This window comes from bacterium, assembly GCA_031082185.1.
In the GTDB taxonomy this organism is placed as follows: Bacteria; Sysuimicrobiota; Sysuimicrobiia; order Sysuimicrobiales; family Humicultoraceae; genus VGFA01.
Genome location: JAVHLI010000011.1, coordinates 49824 through 71211 on the forward strand (window position 1 = coordinate 49824; position 21388 = coordinate 71211).

The 21388-nt window shown below is 66.7% G+C and carries 24 protein-coding genes and 3 tRNA genes; 10 read left to right on the plus strand and 17 right to left on the minus strand.

Annotation, left to right across the window (positions count from 1 at the left end; genetic code table 11):
* Window positions 1-5 precede the first annotated feature (5 nt).
* Entirely contained in the window at window positions 6-626 is a 621-nt protein-coding gene (locus tag RDU83_10655; GenBank protein ID MDQ7841471.1) for a CsgG/HfaB family protein, read from the plus strand.
* 44 nt (window positions 627-670) lie between these two features.
* Here RDU83_10655 and RDU83_10660 read toward each other — a convergent pair.
* Together RDU83_10660 and RDU83_10665 are read right to left on the minus strand one after the other, a co-directional pair.
* Window positions 671-746, minus strand: a tRNA-Arg gene (locus RDU83_10660).
* A gap of 61 nt (window positions 747-807) precedes the next feature.
* Complete coding sequence (locus tag RDU83_10665; GenBank protein MDQ7841472.1) at window positions 808-2064, minus strand: CBS domain-containing protein; 1257 nt, start codon at window positions 2062-2064, stop codon at window positions 808-810.
* A gap of 89 nt (window positions 2065-2153) precedes the next feature.
* Between RDU83_10665 and RDU83_10670 the strand changes: the two genes are divergently transcribed.
* Entirely contained in the window at window positions 2154-3005 is an 852-nt protein-coding gene (locus RDU83_10670; protein ID MDQ7841473.1) for a hypothetical protein, read from the plus strand.
* Here RDU83_10670 and RDU83_10675 read toward each other — a convergent pair.
* Together RDU83_10675 and RDU83_10680 are read right to left on the minus strand one after the other, a co-directional pair.
* Entirely contained in the window at window positions 2956-4365 is a 1410-nt protein-coding gene (locus tag RDU83_10675; protein MDQ7841474.1) for an ATP-binding protein, read from the minus strand. The genes RDU83_10670 and RDU83_10675 overlap by 50 nt on opposite strands.
* Before the next feature lie 8 nt (window positions 4366-4373).
* On the minus strand, window positions 4374-5048 hold the full coding sequence (locus RDU83_10680) for a response regulator transcription factor (protein MDQ7841475.1): 675 nt from the start codon (window positions 5046-5048) through the stop codon (window positions 4374-4376).
* A 152-nt stretch (window positions 5049-5200) separates the two neighbouring features.
* On the opposite strand from RDU83_10680, the gene RDU83_10685 reads away from it, so the two are divergent.
* From RDU83_10685 to RDU83_10705, 5 genes are read left to right on the plus strand one after another with little or no spacing between them, the layout of a single operon-like run.
* A complete protein-coding gene (locus tag RDU83_10685) occupies window positions 5201-6700 on the plus strand; it encodes an efflux RND transporter periplasmic adaptor subunit (GenBank protein MDQ7841476.1) in 1500 nt (499 codons plus the stop codon).
* 10 nt (window positions 6701-6710) lie between these two features.
* The gene (locus tag RDU83_10690) at window positions 6711-7421 is read left to right on the plus strand and encodes an ABC transporter ATP-binding protein (GenBank protein ID MDQ7841477.1); all 711 of its coding nucleotides are present in this window, start codon (window positions 6711-6713) and stop codon (window positions 7419-7421) included.
* Entirely contained in the window at window positions 7418-8629 is a 1212-nt protein-coding gene (locus tag RDU83_10695) for an ABC transporter permease (protein ID MDQ7841478.1), read from the plus strand. The genes RDU83_10690 and RDU83_10695 overlap by 4 nt, the downstream gene beginning before the upstream one ends.
* Window positions 8630-8677: 48 nt before the next feature.
* Window positions 8678-9166 carry a hypothetical protein gene (locus RDU83_10700; protein ID MDQ7841479.1) on the plus strand — a complete coding sequence of 163 codons (489 nt, stop codon included), beginning with the start codon at window positions 8678-8680 and terminating at the stop codon, window positions 9164-9166.
* On the plus strand, window positions 9163-10461 hold the full coding sequence (locus tag RDU83_10705) for a TolC family protein (protein ID MDQ7841480.1): 1299 nt from the start codon (window positions 9163-9165) through the stop codon (window positions 10459-10461). Before RDU83_10700 ends, RDU83_10705 begins: the two co-directional genes overlap by 4 nt.
* A gap of 326 nt (window positions 10462-10787) precedes the next feature.
* Here the strand turns inward: RDU83_10705 and RDU83_10710 are convergent, their stop codons facing one another.
* From RDU83_10710 to RDU83_10740, 7 genes are all read right to left on the minus strand, one after another.
* On the minus strand, window positions 10788-11237 hold the full coding sequence (locus RDU83_10710) for a serine hydrolase domain-containing protein (GenBank protein ID MDQ7841481.1): 450 nt from the start codon (window positions 11235-11237) through the stop codon (window positions 10788-10790).
* Between the two features lie 56 nt (window positions 11238-11293).
* Window positions 11294-11644 carry a DsrE family protein gene (locus tag RDU83_10715; protein MDQ7841482.1) on the minus strand — a complete coding sequence of 117 codons (351 nt, stop codon included), beginning with the start codon at window positions 11642-11644 and terminating at the stop codon, window positions 11294-11296.
* Between the two features lie 64 nt (window positions 11645-11708).
* Window positions 11709-11784, minus strand: a tRNA-Arg gene (locus RDU83_10720).
* Between the two features lie 120 nt (window positions 11785-11904).
* A complete protein-coding gene (locus tag RDU83_10725; GenBank protein ID MDQ7841483.1) occupies window positions 11905-12297 on the minus strand; it encodes a VOC family protein in 393 nt (130 codons plus the stop codon).
* A 106-nt stretch (window positions 12298-12403) separates the two neighbouring features.
* Window positions 12404-12498, minus strand: a tRNA-Ser gene (locus RDU83_10730).
* A gap of 66 nt (window positions 12499-12564) precedes the next feature.
* The gene (locus RDU83_10735; protein ID MDQ7841484.1) at window positions 12565-13914 is read right to left on the minus strand and encodes a M20/M25/M40 family metallo-hydrolase; all 1350 of its coding nucleotides are present in this window, start codon (window positions 13912-13914) and stop codon (window positions 12565-12567) included.
* Between the two features lie 10 nt (window positions 13915-13924).
* Window positions 13925-14260 carry a DUF1844 domain-containing protein gene (locus RDU83_10740; protein ID MDQ7841485.1) on the minus strand — a complete coding sequence of 112 codons (336 nt, stop codon included), beginning with the start codon at window positions 14258-14260 and terminating at the stop codon, window positions 13925-13927.
* A gap of 171 nt (window positions 14261-14431) precedes the next feature.
* Between RDU83_10740 and RDU83_10745 the strand changes: the two genes are divergently transcribed.
* Together RDU83_10745 and RDU83_10750 are read left to right on the plus strand one after the other, a co-directional pair.
* Window positions 14432-14689 carry a type II toxin-antitoxin system prevent-host-death family antitoxin gene (locus RDU83_10745; GenBank protein MDQ7841486.1) on the plus strand — a complete coding sequence of 86 codons (258 nt, stop codon included), beginning with the start codon at window positions 14432-14434 and terminating at the stop codon, window positions 14687-14689.
* On the plus strand, window positions 14686-14946 hold the full coding sequence (locus RDU83_10750) for a type II toxin-antitoxin system RelE/ParE family toxin (GenBank protein MDQ7841487.1): 261 nt from the start codon (window positions 14686-14688) through the stop codon (window positions 14944-14946). Before RDU83_10745 ends, RDU83_10750 begins: the two co-directional genes overlap by 4 nt.
* Here the strand turns inward: RDU83_10750 and RDU83_10755 are convergent, their stop codons facing one another.
* From RDU83_10755 to RDU83_10775, 5 genes are read right to left on the minus strand one after another with little or no spacing between them, the layout of a single operon-like run.
* Window positions 14947-15921 (minus strand): uroporphyrinogen decarboxylase family protein, encoded by a 975-nt coding sequence (locus tag RDU83_10755; GenBank protein MDQ7841488.1) that lies wholly within the window; start codon window positions 15919-15921, stop codon window positions 14947-14949.
* A complete protein-coding gene (locus RDU83_10760; GenBank protein MDQ7841489.1) occupies window positions 15918-16934 on the minus strand; it encodes a threonine/serine dehydratase in 1017 nt (338 codons plus the stop codon). Before RDU83_10760 ends, RDU83_10755 begins: the two co-directional genes overlap by 4 nt.
* Window positions 16935-16941: 7 nt before the next feature.
* On the minus strand, window positions 16942-17505 hold the full coding sequence (locus tag RDU83_10765; GenBank protein MDQ7841490.1) for a histidine phosphatase family protein: 564 nt from the start codon (window positions 17503-17505) through the stop codon (window positions 16942-16944).
* Window positions 17506-17534: 29 nt separating this feature from the next.
* Complete coding sequence (locus tag RDU83_10770; GenBank protein ID MDQ7841491.1) at window positions 17535-18695, minus strand: Xaa-Pro peptidase family protein; 1161 nt, start codon at window positions 18693-18695, stop codon at window positions 17535-17537.
* Window positions 18696-18714: 19 nt separating this feature from the next.
* Window positions 18715-19191 carry a GNAT family N-acetyltransferase gene (locus tag RDU83_10775; protein ID MDQ7841492.1) on the minus strand — a complete coding sequence of 159 codons (477 nt, stop codon included), beginning with the start codon at window positions 19189-19191 and terminating at the stop codon, window positions 18715-18717.
* A gap of 90 nt (window positions 19192-19281) precedes the next feature.
* Here RDU83_10775 and RDU83_10780 point away from each other — a divergent pair, with 90 nt between their 5' ends.
* Window positions 19282-20115 (plus strand): inositol monophosphatase family protein, encoded by an 834-nt coding sequence (locus tag RDU83_10780; protein ID MDQ7841493.1) that lies wholly within the window; start codon window positions 19282-19284, stop codon window positions 20113-20115.
* On the opposite strand, the gene RDU83_10785 is transcribed toward RDU83_10780, so the two are convergent.
* Entirely contained in the window at window positions 20112-21323 is a 1212-nt protein-coding gene (locus tag RDU83_10785) for a hypothetical protein (protein MDQ7841494.1), read from the minus strand. The two genes, RDU83_10780 and RDU83_10785, sit on opposite strands and share 4 nt — an antisense overlap.
* Window positions 21324-21388: the final 65 nt, after the last annotated feature.

The window sequence follows — 21388 nt, forward strand, 5'->3', positions numbered from 1 at the left end:
AGGAAATGAAGATGGTCCGGTTGCTGGCAGCGCTATGTTTGGTCGGTCTCGTTCTGGGACTGGCGGCCCCACTAAGTCAGGCACAGGCGCCCCGGAGAACCATTGTGGTGGTGGACTTCGGTGACCGAGTTGGAGGTTGGTCGAGCACCCGAGAGGTCGTCACTACCCGGGTAATCTCCAAACTCCGTGACGATCAGGTGCTTCGAGTGCTTCCTCGTGATCGGGTCCGGGAGGCGTTGCAGGCGGCCAAGGTGGAGACGGTGGGATTCATCGACTGGGAAGAGGCGCAGAAGGTGGCAAAGAGCCTTGAGGCCGACTATGTGATCATGGGGGAAGTGACGGCCTTTGATCAGCAACACCAGGGCGGCTGCCTTCCGATTGTCGGCTGCGCTTACACGATCACCGCGGCTGTCACCCTACGGGGCAAGGTGCTGAACGTGGCTACGGGGCAGTTCGTGGGCGAGCCCAAGGCCGAGGTGAAGAAGCAGCAGTCCAGCGTGTCGATTTGGGTCGGGCCGTGGTGGGGATCCATCAGCGTGGATAACTTCGACGGGCAGTTGATCGGCAAGGTCACTCTTGAGGCTGTAGACAAGTTCATCACCGAGGCAAAGCCACAGCTGAAGTAGAAAGGCGCGGGGCTTCGCTGAGGAAACCCTTACTGTGCTTGCTTTGGCGGGCCCGGAGGGAATCGAACCCCCGACCAGAGGCTTAGGAGTCCCCTGCTCTATCCACTGAGCTACGGGCCCGCGTCAGCATTGTAGCAGATGGCCCGCTACTTACCGTAGTCCTTCTTCGGACTCGAGGCTGTCACTCCAACAGGTGACCCAGCCGGCGGTTGACCGCCAGCAGCGTCGCCCGTACGACGCCCTGCCCGAGGTCGCTTTCCGCCGCCGCGCAGCCGATGAGGCGCTCGGTGGGCTGGCCCGGCCCGCCCAGCAGGGCGGTCACAGCCAGTGCCGTGCCAGCGGGGATGTGGAGAGCGTGGACCTCCTCCACAGCCGTCCGCCACCCGCCGCGCAGCGCCTGGTTCACCGCCGCCAGCGTGGATTCCGCCAGCAGCCGCAGCGGGACCGAGCCCATGTCCGGCCCTGTGGTCTCGCCGATATAGCGATCGGATCCCAGACCCAACTCGACGATGACCGTTGCGTTGCCGTCCCCGGCGGACAGGTTGACCCGCCGGAGTTGCAGGCGCGGTTCTGGCAACACTCGCCCCCCGGCAGATTCGCCCGCAGCCAGGATCTTCTCACTCTTGGCCTGCGTGGACTGCCGGCTCGCGATGGTGATGAGATCGTCCACCGTCGCCGCGAAGTGGACGTCCTGCCGCTCCGTCGTCCGCTTCCCACCGGCGATGCCCATGCTTGCCCCCAGGGTGAATCCCGGCGGTACCCCGGGCAATTGCAGCCCACAGATGGCCTCAAGGGCCCTGAGGCCCAGCGCCTGCGCCTCTTCCTGCGGTCGTGTGGTCAGGATGGCGAACTCGTCGCCGCCGTACCGGCAGAGCAGGTCGCGATCGGAGTCCACTGTGGCGAGCAGCGCCTCGGCGACCGTCCGGATGCAACGATCACCCACCGCGTGTCCGAACCGCCTGTTGACCGACCGGAAGTCGTCGAGATCGAGGAAGAGGATGGTGATCTCGAGTCCGTCCCGCAGGTACTCGATTGCCCTATCGCGGACGGTGGTCCCCCATGGAAGCTCCGTCAGCGGGTCCACCGGGCGCCCCAGCGCCTTGAGGATGTCCTCCCGCGTGATGAGACCGACCAGACGGTCGTCGTCCAGGACCGGAAGGTAGCCGATCTGCCGTTTGTCCATCAGGTCGAAAGCGGCGGCCAGGTTCGTTCCGGGGCGTGCGGCAGGAGGTTCTCGGGACATCACCTCGCTGACCAGCCGGTAGGGCGGGGCGCGGAGGAGATCCCGCATCGCGACGACGCCGACTAAGCGCTCCTTGCTGACCACGGGGAGGACGCTCACGTCGCGGTCAAGCATGAGTGTAACAGCCTCGCCGACAGCGCGGTCCTGCCCGATGGTGACCACGTTCGTGGTCATTGCCTGCTCGACGGTGCGCAAGGGATGGCCCTCGGCAGGGACGATTCACGGTCCCGGCCCAATTTGCCTGCTGGCGGCGGAGCGAAAGTGATATAATGTTCCCAGTGAGAATGTTCCCGAGACCACGCCCCAGGTACGATCCCAAGACGATCTACCGCATTCACGCCGATCGCGAGGCCGGCACGAGTGCCGCGGACATAGCGGTGAAGCACGACCTGCCCGCGGTTACCGTCCAGGGATTCCTGCGCTCCAGCGGGAAGACCTGCGCGCTGCTGAGTCCCTTCGAGTTGCGGGGGGCCGAGCTGCCGCCGAATGCCGCCGTGCAGGTCTACTGGCTGGGCTACATCGCCGCCAGCGGCCGGGTCTTCGGCCAGAACAACCTGTCAACTTTGATCCTGGCGATTCACCCGGACGACGTGGCCCACATCCAGACGCTTATGGCAGATCTGGTCATCGGCCATCCCCGGTGTGAGTTTGCCGAGAGCAGCCTCGACGGGCGCCAGGCATACGTTCGCGACCGCTCGCTCGCCGAGGTGCTCCTCCAGTGGGGGATCGGCACCTCAACCGAAGACGGCTCGATTCCCATCGAGTTCATCCCGTCGGCGCTATGGCCGGATTTCGTCAGAGGGTATCTCGAGGGAAGCCGGCGCTGCCCGCCGTTCGGCGGCAAAGGGGCGCGGGCGCCGCGGGTGCCGGGGGTGCCGCGCACCCTCACGCTGGTGGGCACCCAGCCGCTTGTTGAGGGGCTCAGCCGCGAGCTCCAAGCGGCGTGCGGGATCACCGGGGGGACCGTCGCTCCGTCCGGCGGCGGAGGGCTTTCTCAGATTACCTTCTCGCCCTCGGACACCAGCAGGATTCTCCAAGCAGCCTATCGCAGCCCGACGCGGACCTCACCGCGCGCGGCGAAGTTCGTCAAGCAGTTTTCGCAGCCCAAGGGTCGCCGCCGGAATCCTTCCAAGTAGGCAGCCGCAACGTCGCCCGCGTGCCCTGCTTGGGCGTGCTGGAGATCTGTACCGTCCCCCCGTGAGCCGCAGCGATCCCAAACGCAATCGCAAGGCCGAGACCTGCGCCACCCGCATCCCGGGAGCGGGCAGGGTCCACACGATAGAAGCGATCTCCCAGGCGTGGGAGGTGCTCCTTGCTGATTCCGATGCCGGTGTCCTCGACGATGAGGCTGACCAGGCCGTCACCCGCGCCGGTTCGGAGGGTGACCGTCCCTCTCGGCGGCGTGAACTTGATGGCATTCTCTAGCAGGATTACGGCCGCCTGCTCCAGGGCCTGCCGGTCGCCGAGGAGGCGCGTCCCTGTACCGTAGTCTTCGCGGACGGCGACGTCCTTCTCCCGCGCCAGCGGTGCGAGCCGGCGCACGACGCTTTCGGCCACCTCTCTGAGGTCTACCGGCTCGCGCTCAAGATGGAACTGTCCGGCGTCGAGCCGGGCGAGTGTCAGCAAGTTGGTGGTCAGACGTTCCATGTGCTCGGTCTCGGCCACGATGTCCTCAACTAGTCCCGAGTCGCCCGGGTCGGGCCGGTCCCGATGCCGGAGCAGTACTTCGGCATTTGCTCGGATGAGAGTCAAGGGGGTGCGCAGCTCGTGCGACGCGTCCGATATGAAGGTCTGCTGGCGGGCAAGCGCGATCTGAGCCGGTGCTAGGGCCCGGTTGGCAAGGAGCACCCCGCCAATCGTGGCGATCAGCACGGCCAGCACGCCGAGGGCAAACAGCAGGTCGCGCAGGAGCCGCAGCGCGCTCGTCTGCTGGGCAATGGAACGACCCACCTGCACAACGCCCAGCACCCCGCCTGAGGTGGGGTTCGAGACGGTGATGGCGACGCGATAGATCGGTCCGGCCTCCTCACCTCCGTCCACCACGTCACTGGCCTTCCCATTGGCCAATGCGTCCCCCAGGAGCGACGGGTTGAGGAAGGCCTGGGGCAGAGGATCGGTCTCACTTCCTGGGAAGCTCATCGAGCCGAGGATGCTCCCCTGCCGGTCCATGCAGGCAATGTAGATCGGCGGCCGTCCGGGCAGGCGAGGAGGAGGAGGCGGTGTGCCTGGAGACGCGCGCGGGTAGCCGCTTCTGCCGAATGCCGGCGGTGCGCAGGCCTCTGCCGGCGACTGCTGCCACCGGTGGGCGGTGAAGTCGGCGCTGGCGCTCAGCTGTTCTGCGACCGGCCTCATGAGCTGATCCCGCAGTCCGAGGTACAGAACCAGACCTGAGACGACCAGCGTTGCGACCAGCACCGCGCTGTACCACGCGGTCAGCCCTCGGCGCAGGCCCCGCAGGAACGCGGCTCCGGGTTCGGGAGGGCGGACGGCACGCATGGGCAACGCTACGCTCCGATCTTGTACCCGACGCCGCGCACGGTCTTGATCAACGGGCGCTTTGAGTTCCGATCTATCTTGCCCCGCAGATAGTGGATGTAGATGTCAACCACATTAGAGACCGCGTCCATGTCGTATCGCCAGACATGGTCTATGATCTGGGTCCGGGAGAGTGCCGTTCCTGAGTTCCGCATCAGGTACTCAAGGAGGGCGAACTCTTTCGGGGTCAGCTCGATCACCCTACCGTCCCGGCGCACCTCGCGGCGCAGGAGATCGAGGGTGAGGTCGGCTACCTCGATCACGGTGGGGATCTCGGCCGGGCGGTCGCGACGGCGCAGGAGGGCGTTGACCCGCGCCAGCAGCTCCGCCATCGCGAAAGGTTTGACAAGGTAGTCGTCTGCCCCGGCGTTCAGCCCGGCGACCCGATCCTCCACCGTCCCGCGCGCCGTCAGCATCAGAACGGGCGTCCCGATTCCCTCTGCCCGCAGGCGCCGGCACACCTCGACGCCGTCGAGGTCCGGTAGCATCAGGTCGAGGACGACCAGGTCATACCCGCCGCTCAGCGCGAGATCCAGTCCGCGTTCGCCCGAGTGCGCCAGGTCAACCGCGTGGCGCTCCTCTGTCAGCACGCGCTGGAGCAGGCGCCCCAACCGCTGGTCGTCCTCTACGATCAGGATGTGCATCGTGTCACGCCACCGTCCCAATCATAAATCTAGCCCCGGAAGATTGGAATATGATTGGAAGAGCCATGCCGGCGTGATTCTTAGAGAATCCCCATCTATCTCCAATCGTATTCCCATGCTGGCTTCCTACGATGGCTCTGGAGGTGTCCATCATGCTGCGCAAGCGAGTTGTCGTCGCGACACTAATCATTGCCACGGTGGCAGCCGGTGTCTGGTTCCAGCGCTCACGGAGTACTGCCCAACCGGCCACCGAAACAATGCGGACTGCCCGCGTGGCGCGCGGGACGCTGACCGCCAGTGTCACCGCCAGCGGCACGCTTCGGCCCTACGCGCAGGTTGAGGTCCGCTCGCGCGCTACAGGTACGGTTACAGACATCAGGGTGCAGGAAGGCGACAGCGTCACCAAGGGACAGTTGCTGGCGGCAATTGACGACTCCGACGCCCGGGCGGGCTACGAGACCGCGCTGGCGCAACTGGCCGCGTCCCAGGCGAAGCTCAATCAGGCGCGGCAGCAGCTGGATGCCACGCGCGCGCAGGACATCGCCCGCGTTGCGCAGGCCGAGGCCGCGCTTGGGACCGCCCGTGCACGTCTGGCGCTCGTGATGGCGGGATCGCGGCCCGAGGGGATCGAGCAGGCGAAGGCGACCCTGACGCAGGCGCAGTTGGCCGCCGACCTGGCCCAACGCAACCTGGAGCGCACCCGCGATCTCCACAGCCAGGGGTTGGTGGCCCGCCAGAACATTGACCAGGCTCAGAACCAGCACGAAGTGGCGCTCGCGCAGGTCCGGTCGGCACAGGCGAGGCTGAACGAGGTGCAGGCCGGCAGCACTCCTCAAGACATTGCGGTGGTGCAGGCCCAGGTGAGGGAGGCCGAATCCGCACTGGCCAGCGCCCGCGCCGCTCGGGCGCAGGAAGGCGTGCTGGCCGCCGCCGTGGTCGCTGCGGAGGCCGACTCCCGCAGCAGGGGGGCCGACGTCGCCCAGGCCCTCGAGCGGTCCGGTGAGATGCGGGTGACGGCCCCCATTGACGGCATCGTCGCCCGTCTGGAAGTCCAGGTCGGCCAGACCGTCATAGGTGGCGTGTCGAGCGGGGGCACCCTGCTGATGACCCTCGCCGACACCAGGGTAATACAGGCAGAGATCGCCGTGGACGAGTCGGACATCGCCCAGATCCGCACCGGCATACCGGTACGGATCACCGTTGACGCGCTGCCCGAGCGTACTTTCAACGGCAGGGTGACCCGGATTGCACCCCAGGCCTCGGTCATCCAGAACGTTACGCAGTTCTACGTGATCGTGACTGTTGAGAATCCCGGTCAGTTGCTTCGGCTTGGGATGTCCGCGGATGGCGAGTTCATAATTACCGAGCGCCGGGATGTCCTACTGGTGCCCGGGGAGGCGGTCCGCGGGAAGGACGCCGAGATCGTTCAGCTCGTGCAGGGCGAGACCCTGGTGCCCGTGGTCGTCGAGACGGGCGCGACCGACGGTCGTAAGGTGGAGATCGTCAAGGGCCTCCAGGAGGGCCAGACCATCTACCTGGGGCAGGCGAGCGGGACGTCAGGCCAGACGCCTGCACAGCAGCCGGTCAATCCGTTCCAGCCCCAGATCCGGCCGGGCAGCGGGCCGGGCGGTGGGCCGGGCAGTGCAAGGTAGGAGGCCGACCATGGCGCTCATTCAGATGCGCGACGTTGATAAGACTTATCACATGGATGGGGTCGAAGTGCGCGCCCTGCGCGGCGTTTCCATCACCATCGAATCGGGCGAGTTCGTGGCGATCATGGGCCCCAGCGGCTCAGGTAAGTCCACGTGCATGAACATCCTGGGCTGCCTGGACCGGCCGACCTCAGGGACCTACTCCCTGGACGGGGCCGATGTGACCACCCTCGACGACACCGCCCTGGCCAGGTTGCGCAACCGGCGATTGGGGTTTGTCTTTCAGTCTTACAACCTGCTGTCCCGGACGCCCGCGATCGAGAACGTCGAGCTGCCGTTGGTCTACGCCGGCGTGCCCAACCGCCGCGAAAAGGCCCTGGCGGCGCTGGATGCCGTAGGGCTGCGCGATAGGGCCGAACACCTGCCCACGCAACTGTCGGGTGGTGAGCAGCAGCGCGTGGCCATTGCCCGCGCCTTGGTGACGGAGGCGCCGATCATCCTAGCCGACGAGCCGACCGGAAACCTCGACTCGGCGACGGCGGGCGAGGTCATGGCGATACTCGAACGCCTCTCGCGCCAGGGGAAGACGATCGTGCTGGTTACGCACGAGGCCGATATCGCCGCCCGCGCAGGGAGATTCGTGCAGTTCCGCGACGGCCGGATCATCAGCGACGAGCCGGTGCGTGGGCGGGCAGTCGCTCTTGGAGGAGTTCGATCATGAGCCTCTCGGCGAGCTTCCGAATCGCGGTGCGCGCGATCAGGGGCAACCCCCTGCGCTCCCTGCTCACCATGCTCGGGGTGATCATCGGCGTCGCCTCCGTGATCGCTATGGTCTCCATCGGGCAGGGCGCCCGCCAGGCCACTACGCAGCAGATCCAGGCGCTGGGCAGTAACCTGCTTACGGTCATGGCGTCTTTTGCCCAGCAGGGCGGAGTGGCTGCCACCGGCCAGGTGCAGACGCTGACCCTCGATGACGCCGACGCGATTGCCCGGGACGTGCCGGGCGTGACGGGTGTGAGCGCCGAGATCTCCAGGCAGGCGCAGGTCGTCTTCGGGAACCAGAACACCTACACGCAGGTCCAAGGCGTCACGCCCGCGTTTCCCGAGGTCCGCAACTTCCGGCCGGCCCAGGGGGAGTTCTTCACCGACGATGATGTGCGGCGGCGATCGAAGGTCGCCCTGCTGGGCAAGACCGTGGCCACCACGCTCTTTTCCGAGTCGGACCCCATAGGTCAGAGGATTAGGATCCGCGGCGTAACGTTCACCGTCATCGGCGTTATGGAGTCCAAGGGTGCCAGTCCCTTCGGCGACCGCGACGATGCGGTTTACGTCCCGGTGACGACCGCGCAATACCGGCTCTTTGGGGTTACGAATGTCCGAGCGATCCAGGTGCAGGCGCGCACCGCCGACGATATGCCCGCCGTCCAGCAGGCCGCCACCGACCTGCTGCGGACACGTCACAGGATTCCATCCGGCCGCGACAACGATTTCACCATTCGCAGCCAGGCAGACATCCTCCAGGCCTTCGCCGGCGTCACCCGGACGATGACGCTGTTGCTCGGGGGCGTCGCGGCTGTGGCGCTGATTGTCGGCGGGATCGGCATTATGAACATCATGCTGGTGTCGGTGACAGAGCGCACGCGCGAGATCGGCATCCGCAAGGCGGTGGGCGCGCGGCGGGCCGACATCCTGCTGCAGTTTCTCGTTGAGTCGGTGACCGTCGGCGTAACCGGAGGCCTGATCGGGATCGCGTTCGGCATCCTAGGCTCGAAACTCATCACGCAACTCGCGGGATGGGCGACGCTGATCTCGACGCAGGCCATCGTGCTGGCGTTCTCATTCGCCGTGGCGGTGGGAGTCTTCTTCGGGCTCTATCCGGCGCGGCGGGCGGCGATGCTGGATCCGATTGAGGCGCTCCGTCACCAGTAGGATCGGAACTCGGGAAGAGGATTGGAGTTCGAGAAAAGGAGGCATGACATGAAGATGCGTTGGGTATGGATAGCGGTGGCCGCAGCCATTGTTCTGGCGGGGGGAGGGTTCTACTACGCGCGCACGCGGGCCCAGGCGCCGCCGCAGGGACGCGACCCGGCCGTCGGGCTGCTGGCGGGCATCCGGATGCTGGAGCGCGATCCCGCAACCCAGCTCACGAAGGAGCAGATCGCGGCGGTCCTGCCGTTAATCAAAGCCCTAAAGGACATCCCGGTCTCCGACACCGAGCAGGTCAGGGCCGTCGTGCGCACCGTCAGCGAGGCATTCACGCCCGCGCAGCGGGCGGCCCTCGATGAGATGCGCCGGCGCATTCAGGCCGGCCGGCGCCCCGGCGGTCCGGCCGCCGGACCCGGTGGGGGCCCAGGCACCGGACCCGGTGGGGGGTTCGGAGGAGCGCAGGGCCAGGGTTTCGACCCACAGCAGGCCCGGGCGCGTCTATTCGAGGCGACGATCCGCATGCTGGAGCAGCGAAGATGAAGATGCGCATTCCTGTGTTGGTGGTTGTGCTCGTGATGCTTGCCGCGGCGGCCGGGCCCGCGGTCGCGCAGACCCACGCACCGCAGACACCACAGACGCCGCGCGCTTATTCGCTGGCTGAACTCGTTGCAGCCGCCGAAGAGCGGAATCCCACACTTGCCGTAGCGCGACAGGCCGTGGCAGCGGCGGAAGCCGCCGTGGCCCTGGCCCGCGCAGGATTGGGTGTTACGGTGACGGCCCGCGGTTCTGCGGCAACCGCGGGGGGCGGCACGACGACAACCACTTCCTTTTCCAGTTCGGCTTCCCTCGTTGCTTCCTACACCCTTTACGACAGCGGCCAGACCGCCTACGCCGTGCAACAGGCGGAGGCCAACCTGCGATCGTCCCGGGCGGCGCTGGAAGCCACCCGCCAGGACACGGCCCTTGCCGTGGGCCAGGCGTACGTTGCAGTGCTGCGCGCCGAGCGAACTGTCGTGCTCCAGCAGCAGCAGGTGGTCCGTAATCAGGAACTGGTACGCATCGCCCAAGGGCAGTTTGACGCCGGGGTCGTGGCGAGATCAGACGTGGTGCGTGCGCAGGCCGGGCTCGCCGCGGCGCAGAGCGACCTGATCGCCGCCCAGAACGTGGTGGATCAAAGTAAAGCCACGCTCAACGTTGCGATCGGTGCGAGTCCGATGATACCGATAGCCGTCGCCCCGCCGCCGTCGGTCCCGCCGGTAACCGTGACCTATGCGGATCTCTCGCGCCTGGCTGAGGAACGGCCGGAACTCCGCAAGGCGCGCTCCGACGCCGAGGGCGCCGAGGCCGCCGTACGCCTGGCCCAGGCCGGTGGTGGATTGAAGGTGACCCTCGACGGCACCGCCACACAGGTGCTCTCGCCCACTGCCCAGACCACGTACTCGACCGGCGTCGGCATGAGCTTCCCGATCTCCGACGCAGGACGCGCGTCGGCCGCGGTCGCGCAGGCCACGGCCAATCTGCAGGCGGCCCGCGCCCGCATTGACAGCGTCCGATTGACAACCGTTCAGGATGGGGTCGGCGCCCTGCTCAACCTGAGCAGCGCCGCGGCCCGCGTTGAGAGCGCACGCGCAGGCCTGGCCTTCGCCGAGGAGTCATTGCGTCTTGCCCGGGCTCGATACGCCGCCGGCGCCGCGCCGATCTTCGAGGTAACCGACGCGCAGACAACGCTGCTGGCGGCCGAGGTTGCGCTGGCCAACGCGATTTTCGATCAGTTGGCCGGTTCCCTGCAACTGCGCCGAGCCCTGGGCCGATCGGTTGTGGATGGGGCGATCTGAGCGTGTTTCGCGTACAGCTCGCCGGCCAGAGCCACCAACCCTTCACTGGCCTTTCTCCCTCCGATGTTGGTGGCCGTAACGATCCCAAGGTCGCGGTTCTTGTCAATCCAGATGCGTAGCGCCTTTCTTCTCCGGCATCGAGATGACAGGAGTGGCGAAGTCGAGGATCGACATGTGCGCGATGCCGGCCGGACCGATTATGGACGGGCCGTCGCCGTTTGGACCTGCCAGGAAAGCCTTTACCTTACCATCAATGACGGAGTGCCCGAGAGGCGCGTCTATCTTGCCGAGCGACGCCTGGGGGCCGAGACCGGCTGTTTTCAGGTTCAGGGGCGTGAATACGCGAACTTCGTGCCCGGCACGGAAGCCAGAGGGAGGCGGCTCAACTCACGAACCAGCCAATAACGCAACTCGTCGAGGTTCCCGTCCTGAAGAATCGCCTCTCGGAGGAGCTTCATGAAGTCTTCATTGTCACTCGGAATCCCGCTCGTGTGCGAGAGAAGATGCTCGAGTGTCACGCGCTTCAGCCCGGGATCCATATTCTCTACAAGCTCCGGGAAGAGATCGGCGACCGTCGAGTCCCACTTAAGCTTTCCCTCTTCGACCAGTATGGCCGCCAGGAGGGCGGTCATGGCCTTCGTGTCTGAGCCCAGGTGGAATCGGTCGTCTATCGTCACAGGAATCTTCTCGCCTATCTTGCGCGTTCCGACGGCGCCGGACGAGACGACTTCTCCGTTCCTCACGACCGCCGCCAGAACTCGCAAGAGGTTCTTCATGGGGTCTGCTCGCATGCCCCCTGATCAGCACAAGGTCCGCGCGGAGTCTGGAATCCTCAGACGGTCAAGACCAGGTCGGCCTCCATCAACATGGCCACGATCTCGTTCATCCCGATAACCTCACCGACCGCGACCTGATCCCGGAGGCCGAAGTAATCCAGGCATGTGCCGCACGCGGCCACGCGCACGCCCATCCCCTCAAGGAGCTTGAGGCTCTCGACTACCGACGAACCCTGGCAGACGAGCTTCACGCCCTCGGTGTAGAAGCAGACGGCTTGGGGTTTGACCGGGCGGGCTTCCAGCGAGTGCAGGAACCGGTCGAGCATCTCAGTGCCGAACTGCGCATCGGCAGGAGCCACGTGCCCCAGCCCAGCCTGACGCACGAGGACGACGATCCGCCGGTTCATTCACTTCCTCCTGTGGGGATGCGGTTGGTCTTGTGTGGCGGGAGTGCCTTTGGAGGGCTGGCATTGGCGCGCCCGGAGGGACTTGAACCCACGACCTTTGGCTCCGCAGGCCAACGCTCTATCCACTGAGCTACGGGCGCGCGCGGTATACCGGCCGACCGGGGATGCCGGCGGCCACCATCCTATTCTATCAAGTTGACCGGCCACCCGCCAGCACCGGCCTTCGCCGTCTGCCGGCGCGCGATTCTGAGAACGCTGGCCTACTGCGCCGCCGTGTCGTCCTGCCAGAGAGCGAACACGTTCATCTCTGGGTCGAACAGAATGGCGAACCAGCCGGCGCCTGGAATCGGCGCCTTGGGCTTGACCACCGTCCCGCCCATCTTCAGCGTCTGTGCGACCGTGTCGTCCACCGACTCCACCGCGATGTAGTTCAGCCAGTTGCGGACCTCCGGACCTGGGCGCTTCATCAACCCCCCGTTGACCCCTGGAGCGGTCGGGCGGCCATCAGCGTCTGTCGGCACGGTGTTCACACGCCAATACTCGTTCGGACCAGGGGCTCTCTCGAACTTCCATCCGAACAGGCCCTCGTAGAAGGCGGCCAGCTTTGGCGGATCGTCACCGTAGATCTCGAAGTAAGCGATGGTCTTGTGCATGATGCCTCCTTGTTCGCGGACTTACCGCCAGGCCGCCAGAAGAGCGCCCATGACGATCAGTGATACGAGCGGATAGCCGGTGTTGATCGCGTACAGATAGAACTACTGGCGGAGGAGGTGGGATTCGAACCCACGAGGCGGGCTCAACACCCGCCCACCCGCTTAGCAGGCGGGCCGGTTACCTGGCTACCGTACTCCTCCGGAATGCCACTCTAATCCCGCCTGACAGTATAGCACTCCTGCGCCATTCCGCGGATCGCAGGAGGGTCAGCCGAACCGTTCCAGGATCAGCGCGATGTGCTTGATCCCCTGGATATAGTCGGTGAGCCGGATGTTCTCGTTCGGCCCGTGGCTGTTCCCCTTGGCGTGGCCGATGCCCGTGCCCACCGCCGGCATGCCGAACTGCCCGCACACGGCGTGCATCGGCCCGGTCGCCGCCATGGTCGGGAGGATGATAGGAGCGTGGCCGTAGACCTCCTCGGCGGCCTCGGCGACCACGTCCACGATCGGCGCGTCAAACGGTGTCTTGTAGGGGTCTTCGAGCCCGAACGCCCGTACCGTGATGTCTCCGTAGGCCTCGCGGCGCAGGTGCTCGCGCAGTTTGGCCACGATCTCCTCTGCCCTCTGGTTGGGCACGAGCCGGAAATCAACCTTCGCGCTGGCCCGGCGCGGCAGCACCGTCTTCGAGCCCGGGCCGGAGTAGCCCGCGGTGAGGCCGCAGATCGTGCAGGTGGGCCGGAACAGGTGATGCTTGACGAGTTCGGCGCCGGTCAGGCCCTTGAGGAACACCCGGAGTCCCAGGTCGCGGCGGATCGCCTCGTCGTCACGCTGCGCGGCTATGCGCTCCAACTGGGCCATCTCGGCCGGGCTGGGCTCGGCCACGCCGTCGTAGAACCCGGGGATGCGGACCTGCTCGTCAGGACCCTTTAGAGTGGCCAGCGCCCACACCAGCCGCCAGGCCGGGTTGGGGATGGTCGCGCCCGCCGATGAATGAAGATCCCGGTTCGCGCCCGCCACCTCCAGCTCGACGTAGCATATGCCCTTGACGCCCAGGTAGATGTTCAGGATGTCACGATGGTCCTTCGCGCCCGACTCCCAGATGCAGGCGTCGGCCCGTGCCAGATCAGGCCGCTCGCGCAGGGCTTCACCGAGGTGCGGGCTGCCGATCTCTTCCTCTCCTTCGATGAGGAACTTGACGCCGACCGGCAGCCGGCCGCGCACGCGCAGCCAGGCCTCCACCGCAGCCAGGCGCGCCATGATGTTGCCCTTGGTATCCTGGGCGCCGCGTGCATAGATACGGCCATCGCGGATCTCCGCTGCGAACGGGTCGGAAGTCCACTCGTCGAGCGGGTCGGGCGGCTGGACGTCGTAGTGGTCGTAGATCAACAGCGTGCGCGGGCCATCTCCGGGGATCTCGGCCACCACGAGCGGCGGGCCGCCCCGGACCTGCTCCGTCCGCGCAGGGATGCCCTTGGCCTGCATCTGCGCCACAAGCAGCGAGGCGCACTCTTCCATGCCCACACCCTGCGCCGAGATGGACGGCTGGCGGCAGAGGCGCTGCAGGTCGTGGATGAACGCCTCGCCGTGCGAGTCAATGTAGCGGAAGAGGTCGTCCATTCGGCGCCCCCTACGGCGCCTTGCTCTTCTGCTCGACGAAGTTCAGCCGCAGGTTCGTAATCAGCGCCTCGATCTCGCGGCGCTCGCGCTCCCCCACGCGCGGGCGGATGACGTCGGCCAGGGCCGCTGCGGCGTCAATCGCGATCTGCGCGTCGTCGAGCTTCCGCTCTACCTGCTTCGTTGCGGGATCCGGCACGAGCCCCATGGCCTGCCAGGCCCTCGCGGCCAGCAGGCTGAGGAACGTGCCCACCAGGGTCATGGCATCCGGCAGGGGTTCGGCTTCTGCGCCGGCAGTGGGCGCCGCGCCTTCCCCCCGTGCTTCCTCTTCCATCGCGTCTTCACTCATCTCGATCACCTGTCAGGCGGACCGGATATGCTCGGAGAGTGCCCTATATTGCCGCCTTCTCCCTATCGCAGGGGCATTCCTTTCTACCCCGTCTGCCGCAGGACTGCTTGACCGACAGGGCTGCGATGGCCTAGGGTAAGATGTACATAAAGTGGTACATGAGGTGAGGTCGTGAAGAGCCTGACGGCGACTGAGGCGCGCAAGAGGTTGTTTGCCCTGTTGAAGGGTTCAGTCCGCGGGCACCGGCAGTTCCGGATCACGCACAGGGAAGGTGACGCCGTCCTGCTCTCGCACGAGGACTACGAGTCCCTCCTCGAGACGCTCGAACTCCTTTCCACGCCCGGCTTCTTGCGGAGCGTCCGCCAGGCACGTCGCGAGATCGCCAGGGGAGAGACCTACACTCTTGAGGAAGTGCTGGGCGCGCGATGAGCGCCCGGTGGGAGATGCGATTCCCCGGGCAGGCCGTGAGGGATGTGGAGCGACTCTCTCCGAGACTTAGGACGAAGCTTCGGGACATCCTCCTTGAAGTGCTTGCCCAGAACCCGTACGAAGGCAAGAAGCTGTTCGGCGACCTGGCCGGCAGCTTCTCATACCGGCTGACCTACAGAGATCGCATCGTCTACAGCCTGGACGAGGATCGCCGGATCCTCTATGTGGAGCGGGCTCGGACGCACTACGGCGACTGATTACCCTTCGACCGCCTGGCGCACCGCCCGCACGTTCTCCTCGGGCGCATCTATGGGGATCACACATCCCGCGGTGACGACGAACCGCTTGCCCTGGGTCTGAGCGATTGCGTCCCGGACCTCCGCGGCCACCTGCTCGGGCGTAGCCTTTCCGATCGTGTCCATGGAGTCCACGCCGCCTGCGATCGTGCCCGAGAACTGCTCGCGCGCCTCCTTGAGCGTCGGTGAGGTGCGCCGATCGTGCCAGTTGACCATCTGGACAGGGTAGTCCATGAGCTGCTCGAACATGATTCGCTCGCCGTGGATGTGCAGCAGTACAATCTCGGCCTTCCGTGCCGCGTCGAGCACGCGCAGGTCGTAGGGCCGTCCAAACTCCTCGTACTCCTCAATGGCCATGTAGCCGGTGGAGGCACACTGGGTGGCCAGGAAGAGGCCGTCGGCTCCCGACGCGACGCACTCGGCCGCGAACTGGCCGGTGGCCTCGGTGATGATGTCGAGTCCCTCGTGCGTCTCGTCCACCGAGTCCCGCAAGTACCGGAGCAGCGCGGTCTCGCCGGCCAGGCCGCGGGCGATCGAGAGCGGGCTGAAGACCGTGGCCAGGATGATCGCGTCCGGCAGCGCCTTCCGGAGCAATCGGATTGCCTTCAACTCGCGCCCGTGGGCCCCGGTGCTGATGTCCAGCCGCTTGAGCTTGGGCCAGTCGGTCTCCTTCTTGATCGGCCGCTCGGTGTAGTGCCGGACGCCCTCCCGGTTGGGCCTGTAGGTCGAGCGCAGGCCCCAGTCGTCACCGTAGAAGGCGCTGGCCGGCGTGACCTTCAGGAAATCCCAGTCGAAGGTTTTGTAGAACGCCGCGTGGGCTTGGGCTAGCGTCTCGGCCCGCTGGTCCTCTTGCGGGAAGTGCCGCCACAGCGCGACCGGCGGGCGGTCCACCGGATTGCCGTCAACTGAGGCATAGATCCGTTCGTGCTTCGTCACCTCTCACCGCTCCCTTCGTCCTTGGCCTGGGTGCGACCGGTCCCTTGTTGAGACAGGATCGCGCGTAGCGCTTCCAGGGTTATGTTCCCACCGCTCAGAATCAATCCGACCTTGCGACCGGCGATGCGCTCCCCCAGGCGTCGTGCCGCGGCCACCGGAGCCGCGCCGGCGTGCTCGGCGACCTGGCGGGTTGTATCCAGTAGGATTCGGATTCCGTCCTCCATCTCCTCGTCGCTGACCAGGACCATCTCGTCGAGCCCATCCCACAACATGGCCAGGGTGAGGGAGAACGGGGAGCGGGTGGCCAGCCCCTCGGCCCTGGTGGTCATCGTGTCCGTGCTGACGATCCGTCGCTCCCGCCACGAGCGCGTCACGGCAGGAGCGCCCTCGGCCTGCACGCCGACTAACTTGATCCCCGGGCTGACCGCCTTGGCCGCGATGGAGTGTCCGCTGGCTCCTGAACCGCCACCGACCGGCACGATGACAACTTCCAGGTCGGGCACCTCCTCGATCAGCTCGAGACTTGCCGTTCCGACCCCAGCGATGAGCAGTGGCTCGTTGCCCGAGTGCACGTACCGGTACCCCTCGACCGCTGCCGTTCGCTCCACCCACTCACGGGCCTCGTCGAAGTCGCGGCCCACCTCGATGACCTCGGCGCCGAACTCGCGCATCGCCGCCACCTTGTCGGGGTTCGCCCGTTCCGGCACCCCAATGATCGCTCGGACCCCGAAGATCTGCGCCGCCAGCGCGACGGACTGTCCGTGGTTTCCCGTGGAAGCCGCGATGACGCCGCGCCGCCGCTCGTCCGCGGTCAGCCGCGAGACCAGGTTGATGCCGCCGCGGATCTTGAACGCCCGGGTGGGGTTGGCGTTCTCGCACTTCACGAATGTGCGGCAGCCCAGGAGGCGGTCCAGCGCAGGCGAGGTAACCACCGGCGTAGGGCGCAGGAACGCGGCGATCGCACGCCTGGCGGCAAGCACATCCGCGAATCCAGGGCGCCCGTCTCGTGCCATGAACCGCCTATCTCCTCACCGGGAAGTCCTCGACCAGGTAGAATCGTCCTTCCAGGTAGTCCACTATTGCCAGGCCTAGGTCGGGGAGGCCGTCCACCTGGTCGCGCATCACCGCGGTTTGGGCGATGTGCGCCCGGAAAGCCAGCAGGATGATGGGATGGCTGACCACCAGGGTGGTGCGGCCGTACCCAAGGTCGCCTATCGTGCGCAGCTCAGCGGTGATGCGCTGGGTGCCGTCGGCGAGGGACTCGCCATCCATCGAGGTCCGGTAGCTCTCGAAGAGCCGGTCCGCCCAGTCCGCCCATGCCTGGGCGTCGGTGAGCGGGGCCGCGGTCATGATCTCGTTCAACCCTTCGCGCCAGGCGACCGGTATACCCCGGGCCTGGCTGATGATCTCCGCCGTTTCCCGTGCGGCACTCTGAGGGCTGGCCGTGATTGCGTTGAAGTGCGGAAGGGTGGCCGCCATGATCTCCACGTCGCGCAGGCCCTCTGCCGCCAGCGGTGGCTCGCCCTCTGCCGCCCGCGTCCAGTCCACGGCACCGTGCCTGAGCAGCAGCAGGCGCGTCCTCACAGGTTCCAGGGTCAGGGGTTCCACGGCGGTCAGCTGCGGGTTGTAAGCTCCTCGAGATGGCGGGGGTGGAGGGTGAGGACCTCGCACCCTTCGCCTGTGACCACGACCGTATCGGAGTGGCGGAATACGTCCCCGCCCTCGACGCATATCTCCGGCCCAACCGAAATCGCCATGCCCGGGACGAGGATGGTATCATCGCCTTCTGCCAGGGATGGAAGCTCATGGCGCTCTATTCCCAGTCCGTGCCCGGTCATGTGGGTGTACCGCGGTCCATACCCGGCTTCTACGACGACCGCCTTGGCCGCCCGGTCCACCTCCAGGCAGGGCACTCCGGGCAGTATCGCTGCGCGGGCCGCGGAGGCGGCACGCAGCATGACATCGTACAGGCGGCGCTGATCGTCGGAGGCGGTCTCGATCAGAACCGTCCGTTCCGCCTCGGCATGATACCCGTCCACCGCGCAGACCGTGGAGCAGACCAAGGCGTCGCCCGCGGCCAACGCGCGGCCCGCATCCGTCGCGTACGGCCGCGCAGCATCTCGTCCGAATGTAACGCGCGATGCCGCGTCCACATGACGCTCTGGGTGCCGCGCGGCGCCTGCGCGCATCATCGCGGCGGCGGCCTCGGCGCCGATCTCCGGCCTGGTGCTTCCGGGGCGGCAGGCCGCGATGCCCGCGGCAATCCCGTGATCCGCCAATTCGGCGGCGGCGCGGATGAGCTCCAGCTCACCCGCGTCCTTCACCATTCGCATCTCTTCGACGATCCCGCGAGTAGGCACGACTTGGGCCGGGATGCGACTGCGCAGCGTGAAGAACCCCTCTGCCGAGAGCCCTTCCGCCTCGAACCCGATCGGCCCCAACACACCGGACTCATTCCCCAACACGCCAGACTCATTGAGCGCCTCGAGGGCGACGGCAAGTGCCAGGTGCAGGTGCGTGAAGCCTCTCTGCCTGCCGTACTGCCGGTCGGAGTAGGTGAGGATATCCCCGATCACCGAGGTGCTGCGGGCGCGCGCCTCCTCGAGTTCCGGGACGACAAGCACCGGGGTCTCGCTGACCACAACCACGACCGGCAAGGTGCAGATCTCTGCCCGGAACCGGCTCAGGTAGTAGGCGTTGGCCGGCGTGGTGACCAGCAGGGCTGCAAGGCCGTGGTCGCGTATCCGGGTCGTGGCCGATTCCAGCCGGTTCATTGAGGACGATCTGCTTCCATCAGCGCAGCTCGCGCTTGAAGTGGTACATGTATTGGGCAAATCCCAGACGCGTCCAGAAGGCCACCGCTTCCTCGTTCAGAACGGCCACTGTCAGTTCCACGGTTGGGGCGTCACATTCCTGCATCCACGCCAGCAGCGTTTCAACCAGGCTACGACCGACCCCCCGCCGCCGGTACGGCTCGCGGACGACCACATCGTGAAGGTAGCCGCGCCGCCGCCGCTCGAAGAACGCGGGCAGCATCGAGATCCGTCCGACACCGTAGCCGATAACCCGTCCGCCCTCCACGGCCACGACGGCACGGGCATCCTCCCGGCCCAGCAGGTCCCGGATGAAGCGCTGGTACTCCTCCTGCCAATGCCGGGACGGCCGGAAGGCTTCGTCGAGCCGGGTATGGTGCGCCGCCAGTTCGCCCCAAATGGAGACGATCTCGCCCACGTCGCGTGCGGTTGCCTGCCTGACCTGGGTCTGCGTCATTGCCTCGATGGTTCGGCTGGAGTGCCCTGACTCCTCTGGGGGCATGCTATTGTTGAGAGACCACGCGATCGAAGGTGGACGAGGAGCGGCATGAGCACAACTTCCCGATTGGGTCTTTCCGACACGGCCGCGTTTGCCCTGGAGACTGCGCGCGAGGCCGCGGCGCTGGTGATGAGCATCCTGCCCGAGTCCTCTTCTGAGAAGCAGGTCCGCCTCAAGACCGCCACCGACCTGGTCACGCGGGCCGATCACGAAGCCGAGCGGTTGATCGCGACGCGCATCCGCGCGCGGTTTCCAGACCACGGGCTACTGGGCGAGGAAGGCACCTCGAACGACGGAGCAGGTCCCTGCTGGGTGGTGGACCCAGTGGACGGGACCGCCAATTTTGCGCACGGCATTCCCTGGTTCGCGGTCTCGATCGCGCTGGAGGACCGCGGGTTGGTACAGTGCGGCGTGATCGCGGTTCCGCCACTCGACGAGTACTTCGTGACAGAGCGCGGCCGAGGCGCCTATCTGCTGGGCGCCGGCGCCGAGCCCGTCAGGTTGGCGGTCTCCGAAACGGCGGACCTGGGAGCGGCGCTGGTAGCAACCGGACTCCCGCGCGAGCCCGATCGGAGTTGGCACTTGCCGACCATCGGTTCACTCATCCTGCGCTCTCTGGAGGTACGGATTATGGGCGCGGCGGCGATCCACCTGGCGTACCTGGCGGCAGGTCGCCTCGACGCCTTCTGGGAGCCCGGGCTCCAGCCGTGGGATGTCGCCGCCGGAGTTCTAATGGTCGAGGAGGCCGGCGGTAGGATCAGCGACTGGTCAGGGCGGCCGCTGGTTTCGTTGAAGACCGAGATGCTGGCGTCCAACGGCGCACTACATCCTGCCATGGTGCAGATGCTCGCAGGATACTCGCGCGCGCATTCCCCCGGTTAGCCCGCTGCGCCGCGTCCGGTCTTACCCTGCTGCCGCTTCTGCGGCGCGCCCACCAGCCCCCGCGTGACCGCGGGCAGCTGGCCTATGCCCATCAGCACGAGCGCCGCGTAGGCGGCTCCGAAAGCAACCGCAGAACCAGGGCTTGGATCTCCCAGTGACGATACGAACAACCCTAGATCCCCCAGCGTCGCGACCGATGCGTGGATCGTGATCACCAGGGGTGCGCAGACCAGGATCAGCGCCCACCACGCCCCCGGCGCGCTCCGCGGCCCCACTACCCACGACGGCGCCAGCAGGTCAAGGTTGACTCCCTCGTGAGCGCGGCGCAGCGCTAGGATGCGCCTGAGTCGGAAGAGCACCAGTAGGGTGAGGACGCCGGAGAGGGCCGGGAAGAGGCGCGCGAGATCGCCCAGGCCCGGCGGAATGGACCAGGGGTGCGAGTTCACCCCGGCCAGGCGCTCCTTGAGATTGCGCCCTCTGGCGGCCAGTTCGGCGGCGCGGGCCGCCAGCTCCGGTTGGCGGATCCTGAGTGCGGCCGCCGCGGTCGTGAGCCGGCGTTCAAGCGCCCTCCTGGCCTGCTCGATTTCCTGCAAGACCTCTCCCGCGCGTGGTGAGGCCGTGCCGAAGGTCGTTCCTGGGCCGTTCCACCGCTGCCAGAATGCAGGGTCGGCCGCGTACGCCTCGCGCAGCACCTCGTTGAGGGCCAGGACATGGCGTCCCAGGTTCTGCTCCGCGGCGCGGAGTGCCTCCGCGATCTCAGCCGGAGGATTCTGCAGCGCCCGTAGTGGTCCCAGAGCGCCGTCCAGCGCGACGCCCAGCGCTTCGACCTGCTTTCCGATCTGCTGCTTGATCGCCTCCTCGATGGTCCCCTGCCCGCCTGCGTCCGCGCGGGCTCGGGCGACCAGATCTGCGATGGCGCGCCTCAGCGTTGCCGGCCCTGAGTCCAGCGCGTCCCGAAACTCCGCGAGAGCACCCGCGGCCTTTTGCGCCGCTTCTGCGGCCGTCTCTACCGACTCCGCTTCCTGCTTGATGCGGGCAAGCGCCTCGGCGACCAGCGGTACCGCAGCCCGGGCCTGGAGGAACGGGAAGACCACGGCCATGTGGAGCACCGCGATCACCACTAGCACGGTGCCGAAGAAGACGTGATAGGCTCGAACCTCGGCGGCGTAGGCTGCAACTGCGCGTTCGCGGTCTGACGGTTCGGGCACGGCGCGCCTCCAGGCGGTTATCTGTGGTTTTCTATTGGCTGCTCGGTGGGCCGATGCCTTCTGCT